This is a genomic window from Ferrovum myxofaciens, assembly GCF_000735045.1.
Lineage (GTDB): Bacteria > Pseudomonadota > Gammaproteobacteria > Burkholderiales > Ferrovaceae > Ferrovum > Ferrovum myxofaciens.
The window spans coordinates 1-9,342 of record NZ_JPOQ01000036.1 but is presented as its reverse complement, the minus strand read 5'-3'; the positions used below and the strand labels follow the sequence as shown (position 1 = coordinate 9,342).

The 9,342-nt window shown below is 55.0% G+C and carries 7 protein-coding genes and 1 pseudogene; 1 reads left to right on the top strand and 7 read right to left on the bottom strand.

The window, feature by feature from the left end; translation table 11 throughout:
• Positions 1–815: 815 nt before the first annotated feature.
• Positions 816–1,073 (top strand): annotated as a pseudogene (locus tag IV91_RS19690) (transposase domain-containing protein); the annotation flags it as partial.
• Positions 1,074–1,214: 141 nt separating this feature from the next.
• Here the strand turns inward: IV91_RS19690 and IV91_RS16745 are convergent.
• The 7 genes from IV91_RS16745 to IV91_RS17850 form a co-directional block, all read right to left on the bottom strand.
• Positions 1,215–2,723 carry a hypothetical protein gene (locus IV91_RS16745; RefSeq protein WP_150112408.1) on the bottom strand — a complete coding sequence of 503 codons (1,509 nt, stop codon included), beginning with the start codon at positions 2,721–2,723 and terminating at the stop codon, positions 1,215–1,217.
• A gap of 258 nt (positions 2,724–2,981) precedes the next feature.
• On the bottom strand, positions 2,982–4,118 hold the full coding sequence (locus IV91_RS0106745; protein ID WP_031597059.1) for a hypothetical protein: 1,137 nt from the start codon (positions 4,116–4,118) through the stop codon (positions 2,982–2,984).
• Between the two features lie 10 nt (positions 4,119–4,128).
• Positions 4,129–5,571, bottom strand: a complete 1,443-nt coding sequence (locus IV91_RS0106740) for an ATP-binding protein (protein WP_031597057.1) — start codon at positions 5,569–5,571, stop codon at positions 4,129–4,131.
• Between the two features lie 3 nt (positions 5,572–5,574).
• Positions 5,575–8,067 (bottom strand): Hsp70 family protein, encoded by a 2,493-nt coding sequence (locus IV91_RS0106735; RefSeq protein ID WP_031597056.1) that lies wholly within the window; start codon positions 8,065–8,067, stop codon positions 5,575–5,577.
• Positions 8,064–8,438, bottom strand: coding sequence for a hypothetical protein (locus IV91_RS0106730; RefSeq protein WP_031597055.1), 375 nt, complete (start codon positions 8,436–8,438; stop codon positions 8,064–8,066). The genes IV91_RS0106735 and IV91_RS0106730 overlap by 4 nt, the downstream gene beginning before the upstream one ends.
• The gene (gene mads1, locus IV91_RS0106725; RefSeq protein WP_031597054.1) at positions 8,435–8,665 is read right to left on the bottom strand and encodes a methylation-associated defense system helix-turn-helix domain-containing protein MAD1; all 231 of its coding nucleotides are present in this window, start codon (positions 8,663–8,665) and stop codon (positions 8,435–8,437) included. The genes IV91_RS0106730 and mads1 overlap by 4 nt, the downstream gene beginning before the upstream one ends.
• Positions 8,666–9,104: 439 nt before the next feature.
• Complete coding sequence (locus tag IV91_RS17850) at positions 9,105–9,233, bottom strand: transposase domain-containing protein (protein WP_267880965.1); 129 nt, start codon at positions 9,231–9,233, stop codon at positions 9,105–9,107.
• Positions 9,234–9,342 lie beyond the last annotated feature (109 nt).

Genomic DNA, 9,342 nt, shown 5'->3' with positions numbered 1-9,342 from the left:
GGTTGGCGCCCCAGAACACGGAAATGGCAGGTGTTCCGGGGTTGGCGTTCCCCATGCGACAGGGGAATCCTACCACCGGAACGACCTGTTTTATCGCCCTTGGAATCCTTCTTTATTTGGGTTGAATTCGCTCAGGTTTTTGACCCATGAATGGCCCGCCGAATCTCGGGATTGCTTTTATTTCGGAGCAGAATATTCAACCAGCCAAAAAAGTTATTTGCATTTTGAGGTTGGATTCAAGAATTCTAGGAAATAAAGAATTCTGGCTGTCTTGGGCAAAATAGGGTTGCATTCACCGTTGAATATATTTGCCGTTTTGTGCAAGCCAAGATTGGAAGGCGAGATCGTGGGCTCAGTGCTTGACCGCTACCGCCTCATTGCTGCCGGATGAACTGTCATGGGTTCAAAGGCAGGTATCTGAGTTGAGCGGACGCTTGGCGCGTCAACCTACCCCTAGGTGTCAGGATACATGTCGCCTGAAAGTGTGATTTTTCGACAAAGACCAAGGGGCGGGAAATGGACGTGAAATGGAAAAGACGCCTCGACGCTGGACCGGCCAGACACGAAACTGGGCACCGATAGGGGAAGTGCAATTGAACCCTGATCGCAAAAACCAAAAGGCTGCCTGATCATGGTGACCGGTTTGACGACTTGTCCACGGCCCGTGGGCGTCGCACGCGACGAACGCGAACGGCGGTGGGCAAGTCAGGTCATTTCATCCACATTATTTGCAGGGGGATGCTCTCTGGAAGTAGAATAAAAACTCAGAAAGTGAAGCGACAAGTATCCTGAAGTGCGCCGAGTTGAATACCCCACATTGGTTATTTGCAGGATCACCTCGGGCCGGGGTTCGTGCAGCGGCGATTCAGAGCTTGCTGGGGACGGCCAAAATGAATGGTCTGGAACCCTATCAGTGGCTCAAGGATACTCTGGAAAAATTGCCGACTTGGCCAAACGCCAACCCGGATGAACTGCTACCCTTGGCCCTGCCGCCAACAGGGGAGGCTCTGTCAGAGAAAACATCCGCCGGAACGGAGCAAAGCGTCACCCCGCAAAATCCCGTTTCAACCTGATTCGGGTAAAAATGCCGCTCGGCTACCGTACGCTTACCGTCGTCGGCAGGCGAGGCATCAATGTCAGAAACCAGCGATGAGAGGCCGGCGAATCCCTTACTTACCTCCCCATTTTTCTTATCATCGGACACGTCTGCACCTTTACCCTTTTAAGAACATCAGCACGATGAGTCCGATTGAGATCGCAATGTGCCACTTATCGAACGGGCGCAATACGCCTTTGCCGAGAAATCGGTAACCGCCACCGGTGGGGATGACACGATATCGAGCGAGCGGCAGCACAGGGACAAAGAAGAACACCAGGTAGTACGTCGCCATATACGACCCGTCAGAAGGATTCTTATCGGTATTTCCATACAGCGTTACACCGAAGCCGTTAATCGTGTAAAGCGATGGCGCAGATTTGATTGGCTCCAGATCACCCAGGCTCTTGTAGTTGCCCTCGACAATCGTGAGATTCTCGCGAAGCTTCTGTTTCAACTTGGCGTCATTTGCCAACCCAAGGGCTGCCTGCAGTAATTGCATGCAGGGTTCCCATTTGGATGTCTGGTTTCCATACGCAACTGCGCAATGCATAAGCGTCGCTGCCAGCATGTCACGGGCTTCGAGATAGGTCGGTGACGTAGCCTTTATCGGTGACGCCTTTAGAAGGGCCTTGCCTTCGTCTAGGAGTCGTTGCCCTTCGTGCTGCGCTAGCGACGGGTTCCGGTCAGCGCTTTTGGAAATCTCGTCGCAAAGTGATCGAACCGGGTCGATCGCGGACGCCTCTTCGCGCCGCTGCGAGATGTCCCCGAGAGCTTTCGCGTCCTCCTCAACGCGATCAAGAATGTCAGGAACCTCGGAGAACAATTCCTTCAAGAGTTGCGTCAAGCGCGAAGACTGTCGAAGGTGGTCATGCTCATTGAAGATGTCCACCGCCAAGCTACGAACCTTGTATGCAAGGGTCTTGCTGCTATCGTGATCCAGGCCTCTGGCTTTGAAACTCAACTGAAGTGGTCGGGCAACCTTTCCCCAGTTGCGCAAGACGCCTTCAAGCCGATCGACAACTGGCTTTACTGCAGTCTCGCCCACCTTGGCGCTTTCGCGGGCTGCAGCGATCAGCTTCTCAGCGTTTTCTGCCTCCCGTTGGAGGAATTGCTGAGTCTCAACCGCGTAGCTGTCGGCAAGCTCATCGACCAGTTCAGGTGCATGCACAGTGCCGTTCGACGTGGTGCTATCCACCAGTCGCGTCATTGCGCCGATCAACTCACTTGGCGGGAGTCTGTTGAGCGCATCCTTGATGACATTACGGTAAATGCGCTTTCGCTGATTAAGCTCCTCTGTAACCTGATCAATACCTCTTACTTCTGGAAATCCTGAAACAGATCGGTCCTCGTTGACCGACCGGAGTATCTCGTCAGGGTCGAGGGCGTCAACAAGATGTGCAAGCTGCTCGCCAAACGCGGCGATATTTGTGGCCGTGTCAGATGAGTCGACAGTTTCGAAGGCTGCCGCCAACAGGTTGCAATGAGCTAGGGTGGGCAACCCCTTCTCATTGCGGATGGACATAGGATTTACCGATAGCAGTTGGATGAGCGCATTTGCTTTTCTTGGCGAAACCCCAGGTAGCCAAGCCATCTCTACGGTGAGACGCGTGCGCGGGTTGGTCAAGTCGGACCTGGCCTGCTGACAAGCGTTAGCATCCAGAGTCAAAGACAACTCATCTGAGCGCCCAACAATTGACTTTCTATTGTCTCGGGTTGTCACACCCAGCAGACAAAATGGACTCCGATGTAATGACGTTGTGTTAGGCACGAAAGGTATTCTCAAAAGTTGGCGAAGCACTTGGTGCGACCACATTGCGCGCAATGCATCCTTGGCCGCAGTCTTCCCAGGCTGCGGTGCGCCGCGCATTAGTGCTTGACATCTTCATGGGGAATTCCGATATATCTGGTATCCATTTCCTACCCATGAATACTCTTGAGATGTCATATCCCAACCACCGGCAGGTCGATAAACCTTGCTCTCCACAATCAGAGTCCGATGGCCGTTTACCTGCTTATTACCGATAGTCACCCAGCCAAATGCGCTTGCTACCTGATGCCATCCTGCAGAGTTTGATTCTTGAAATAGAAATGTGGAGCAGCCACCGGATCCGCAATAGTCTCTATGGGTTACCAAGTACTCTCTCTTTCCATCCAGATCGACGTCCACCGGTTTCAGGCTGAACAGGCCAACTTCACACTGCGAATCACCCGTGCAATTGGATGCATTGGATGAAAGTATCTCGATCAGACTAGTTTTGTCATTGGCAGCCAATGACTCACTATCTAAGTATTTTGTAGTTTCATGATTGGACTCGGACTTGGCGATCGATGGTGTGCCAGAATTGCTAGTCGCGGGAAAGCGAGAAGCTCCTTCAGCTTGCAACTCAGAAGAAAATGGTGAAATGTCACTCTTCGCCGACTCAAGTGATCCTTTCCGATACTTGAACTCACCGCACCTGCTGTTGTAGTCGGCCACCATTGCATTAAATCGGTCTACTTCAGAATCCAAGTAGCCGTTTACAACTCCCTTAGCAGCCTTCAATCGGATGTCTTCAGCAAGGCAATACCTAAGTTGCGCTACACCGAGTACACGATCTCTTCCAACAGGTGGTTGATCTTCCGTCGGTCTACTGGGGGGCTGCCAAGCCTGAGGAGTAGTAACGGACTGAGACTCTGGTGGCGAGGAGTAAGTCGGGTTTGAGTCAGATCGTTTCTTGTCAGAAAGCGAGGCGAGCCAGATCAACCCAACCACTACCGCGATGCCGGCAATCCACTTTCCTGTGGATCCACCTCCGCTTGGCTGCGGCGGGGGTTGATAGGCAGGGCTCGGCTCCGACGAAGGTGACGAAGTTTGAGACGCGGTCGCACGAGTGGCCTCACGACCAGCCGCGTGCGGGGGCGCTTCTGCATTTCTGCCGGCTTCCGATACGGTAGCGTCGACATCAGAGACCAACGACGACAGGCCAGCGAACCCTTTGGTGCCGTCCTTGCGATCTTGGTCGTCTGTACCTTCTCCCACATCCCGCTCCTCAAACGAAGCCTATGCGGCGCTGACTTCCGCCCTCACGCTCCCGTGCTGGCGTTGCGGCCATCGCGGCAAGCAGGCTCTCTTGATTCAGCTGGTCCCTTCCAGCACGCGCGGCCAGCCGCGCGCCTTCGCGCACGATGAAGGTCACATCGGACAGGGGCCGGCCCGCCATTTCCCGAGCAAAGGGTCGTGGGTCTACCGAATCATCTTTCGGCAACGTGGACAGGAGCTTCTCAAGCAGGGACAGCACCTCAACTTCACTTGCAAAATCGACCTTGATAACGTGATCGAAGCGCCCCCGACGAAGAATTGCAGGATCAATCATCTTGATCCGATTCGTCATCGCAACGATTAAGACATCGCTCTTGGCGGCCTCAGGTATCCGCCTCAGAAACTCGGCGACCTCTTCAACACGGTGGTGACCGCTGCCCATTTCGCGATCAGCGAGGAAGGCCTCCATCTCATCGATAATAAGGACGGACGGTGCGTTCTGTATCGCCTTGTCAAAGACTTCTGCCACCTTCTTGCTGGTCTCGTGGATGTAGGGGCTGGCGACACTAGATGCATCAATCTGAAAACTTGGCCAACCTAGGAAGTCGACTAGACGGTCAACAGCGAAGGTCTTCCCACAGCCCGGAGGACCGTGCAACACAACAGCCGATGGGAAATCGATCTCAAGCGCCTTGTACCGGTCACGGTTCTGAACAATGTCAACTATGTGTTCGTTGAAGAACTCTGCCAACTCAGGCCGCCCCGCAAGCTCGAACACCGCAGGCTTTTCGGTATCTTTGGCGGGAGTCGCCGAAGGCTCTCTGGACCGCTCCGCTGGAATTGGCTTGTTCTCATCAGGCACAGTGCGGCGCTTTGTCGCAGGAACGATTTCAGCAACTTCAAATCCAGCAGCTTGGACGACGTCCTTCAAATGACCGGCGCCTAGCCAACTCATTGTCTGACGTAGGCGCCTGAAAGCCTTCGCTGATACCGGTGCTCCTCCGGTCAGCCAGTAGCCCAACACAACGTCATCATCGGTTCGTGATGAGATGCTGTATGTGGGGAGAAGACGGCTAATCTTCTCGACGTAAAGTGCATCCTGAAGGGGCGACTCTGCATCGACAGTTCGAGTTGCCTTGAAGGCCATGGCGAATGACAGCGCCTCAGCCTTGGTGTCCGGTGACTTTCCTTCAGTCACAGGGCACAAGACTTGGGTGGCCCCACAGGAAATAGATCGCAAGCGGCGATCGCCATAGTCGAAGGCTTCAAACTGCCCGTCCTCGGCGATCCCGGAGTCAACCCAACGCTTGGCCAGGTCATCAAGTGCGACTAGGGCTCGGCCGGCACCTTGCGTCTCCAAGATTTGCCAATTCGACCCCTCAAACAGCGCCACTCGGGTTTTGGCACCGTCAGGCAGCTTGAAGCCAATTGGAAGCCACGAGTCAATCGCCATGACTTAGCTCCGCACGATGTTGGCGCCAGCCATCATCTCATCGTCACCACCGGATCCGATGCGTATGGAATCCATCTGTGCCACGACAGCACGCAGTTTGTCGATGTCGTTGGCCTTGAGAGCCTCGGCCCCAACGTTGGAAAGCTGGGCGTGCTCTCTTGCGTCGGGGAAGAGGTAGGAGTCCTTCGAGAGCCACTTGAAGCGGTCAATGACAAACCAGTCTTGACGCCAAAGAATCATGAAGTTCTTGCCGCGCAAGTCGTCCAGATGGGCCTCGAAGTCGCCACTGTTGTTGTCGATGGCGCGCTGCGCAGTCTTAGCCAAGTTGTCAAACGCGTTGGCCTCGGTTGGCCGGGCGTGCTCGCGAACCAAGCGGTCAAAGAAATCAACTGCTTTATCCAGCTCCATCTGCCGGATTTCCTTGAGGTGATCCTTCCGAGCAAGTGCGAGCAGCCGCTTGGCTTCTTGCACGTTGTCCATAGCCTGTTTAGCAGTTTCAGGATCTGACTCGCCGGACTTGATGGATTCAGCCTGCTCAAGCTTTTCTCGGGCTTGCTGCAGCCGTGGATCATCGATCTTGGACTCCATTTCATCGAGCCGCTGAAGTGCGTGTTCTGACTGTTCTTCCACCAGCTTCGATGCTTGCGTGTAATCGATCTGGCCGTCCTGACGCGAGTAGAAGTTGCGCCCACTGTGAAAGGAGCCACCAATCGAGGGAACCGAGACCTCCATCATGATGTTTCCCGAGTCCAAGACCTCGTACTCGCAGATCATCTCGGCGCCGGCAGCAATCACGCCGTCATCAAAATCGGAGCCCTTGATCTCGAACATGCCAATGAACCTGTTGTCATTGATCGGGTCCGAAATCTCACCCTCCCAGAGCTTGAACTTGATGGAGCCGGCGCTGCCTGCTCGCAAGGACTCCTCGGTCTTGAAGGTCTTCTTGCCCTTCTTGGGCAGTTGATCACCCTCGCGCACCAGATGGTCCAGCACCAGGCGTCCACCAAGTTTGTCCCGAGCCTCGACGCCTACGGAGTGGGAGGCAGGGATTGCGTCAATGCTGGCAGCCGTCCTAGCGATGACGATCTTGTCTTCCTTCAGGGAGACTGGCCCGCCCTTGGAGTCGAAGACAAAGATCTTGAAGGTGTTCTCACCGGGCTTCGCTAGGATCAACTCGACTGCCGCCCCATCCTTCAGGGCCAGGCGCCCGGATGACCAGCCGGTGTCTAAGCTATCGATCTGGAATTCGGTGCCGGCCGCAGCTGTCCCGCCCACCTTGGCCACGATCTTGGCCTTGGAGTCGGGTGTACGAGCGATGAAGTTGAATGAAAGATCAAGTGAGCCGCCGGTGCTCAAGGCTCCGCGCGTGCTCTTGCGCCCTCGGCTTTGAGACTTCCAGTCAATCGACTCCGCAAAAACAGCGGCACCTTCAGCAACCGCTGTCATTGGGTTTACATCGGTTGACGGTGCAATACCGATCTCGAATGCAACTTTGTCTCTGAGCGGCTTGTACTGCGTCGGTCCGCCAACGAAGACGACACGCTCAACGTCGTGGGCGCTGAGTCCTGCTTTTTCCAGAGTTTCGCGAGCAGATTGAATGGCTTCATCTATCTTTGGCGCGATGAGTTCGTCGAGTTGCTTGCGGCTGAACGGGATGTCGACGTAGATCTCTGCACCAGACTGGTCGGTGACACCAAGATCAGATTCGGTCAGGCTGATGACCGACTCTTCCTTCGCAGAGAGTTCAATCTTGGCCTTTTCCGCCGCCCACAAACACATCCGCAGCAGGGACTTGTACTTGATATTGGCGGTGAAGTCGTCGGGCAGATCGAACTGCGATAGGAGCCAGGGCTTGACGACGTTGTCGAGGATGGAGCGGTCAAAGTCCGTCCCGCCGCACATGGCGACCCCGCCGTGTGCAAGGAGGCTGACCCGGCCGCTGATGCTTTCGGCGATCGCAATGTCTAGAGTTCCTCCGCCAAGGTCAAAGACGAGGAACACGCCATCGCCCTTTCGCTGCTTCATCACGCACATGACGGCAGCAACAGGTTCCTGCATGAGCGCAACGCTGCCAAGGCCAGCCATCTCGGCTGCGGCCAGCGTGGCGTCCTTCTGCATCTGATTGAACGCCGCTGGGACAGTGATCACGGTCCCTGTCGTTCCGCTGTTGCGAATCTCTTCGGGGAGATAGCCGAAACACAGCTTCAGAATCTCCGAGGAGCATTCTTCAGGTGTCATAGTGATGTTCACCGCGCCGAGCTTCACAGGCGTGCTCGTACCCATCATCCGCTTGAACTTCGTTGCAGCGTTGTCAGGGTTCTTTGCGGCGCTGTCATAGGCCCGCTTCCCGAGGTACTTGTTGCCGCGCCGGTCGATAAAGATGGCGGAAGGGGTTACATCGTTTTGGTCGGGACTCTTGTAGAGCCGGACCGTTTCTCCATCGTAGGAGCAGATAGCACTGTTGGTGGTGCCAAGGTCAATACCGATGTAGTTCATGCTGCCACCTTCCTAAGCATCACCGTGCCCTGCTTGCGCAGACCCTCCGCTCCCATGATGATCGGCTCGACCATCTGGTCGACCAACAGAACGTCGTCTGGCCCGAAGTCACCGATGTTGATCGCCGATGCAGCCATTCCAGAGTCGAACGGCTGTCCCTCGACGTTGACGATCTTCATGCCGCTGGCCTCAAGGCTGTCCTCGAGCTTCTTCTGAAAGTAGCGAAGCTGATTGACGTATCGGGCGCCTTCGCCAGCGTCGAGTTTGCTGACCAGCCGACCAAACAGGCGCGCGAAGCGCCAGCTCTCGACGGCCATGTCGATCAGTGAGCGCTCAAGTTGTTCGCGCTCGGTGCTTTGCCCTGTCGTCATTTGCGCTCCCCTAAATCTGCCGCTCCTTCAGCAGCCGCTACGTTTTCAGACTGATCACTGATCCACTGATCGATGTCCGCCTTCTTGAATCGCCAAGACCCGCCCACCTTGAATGCCGGCATCTTCTTGCCGGCAACCAGGCGATAGATCGTTCTCTCCGTGACCTTGAGGTATGTGGATACCTCTTTGAGGGTCAGGATCGCCGTTCCTAGATGTTCGTCTGACATGGTCGCGGGAAAATTGGCAAGATTTGTGCATCATATTGCAATCCTTTCAGGCCACCAACCGTCGTGAGTCAAAAAGAGGACCTACGAGCCAGACGAGCGCGCGCCAGAACCACTTCGCGTGAGCCAAAGCATCCGAACCGACCGACCTCACCCTCATTGACTAGTCAATGAGTATCATAATACGACATACATCAGAACTGTAATGCGTCGATGGACACATTGTAGCCTGAACTTTGCATATGGCGACGATATTTGGTTGGAGATGGTCTAGCGCATAGGGAGAAATTCGTCCCAAATGCGAAAAAACAGCGATTGATCACCGACCGGGCACCAGCATAACGACGAATAGCCGGAATCGGGGCTTGGATTGGTGAAAGATCTGAAAATTCTCTCTGTTTCATGAGGAAGAAACGTAAGCGAGCCACGAACTCCAGCCTGTTCAGGCCACCATTTCGCTGGTTAAATCCATGGCATGCAAATTCCACGGCAGCAGTGCTTCAAATTCTTCCAGCGTCTTGGCGGCTGGCAGGTTACGCATGACGTGGCGCAGCCAGGCCCCCGGTGTCAGGGAAGATGTCGCGTCACCCGAGTTGATTTAATTTTGGACTGGGGGCGGAAAGTGAACGGAGATGAGCGGATATTCTGAGGAGCGCAAGACGGCGGTGTTGAGGAAATTA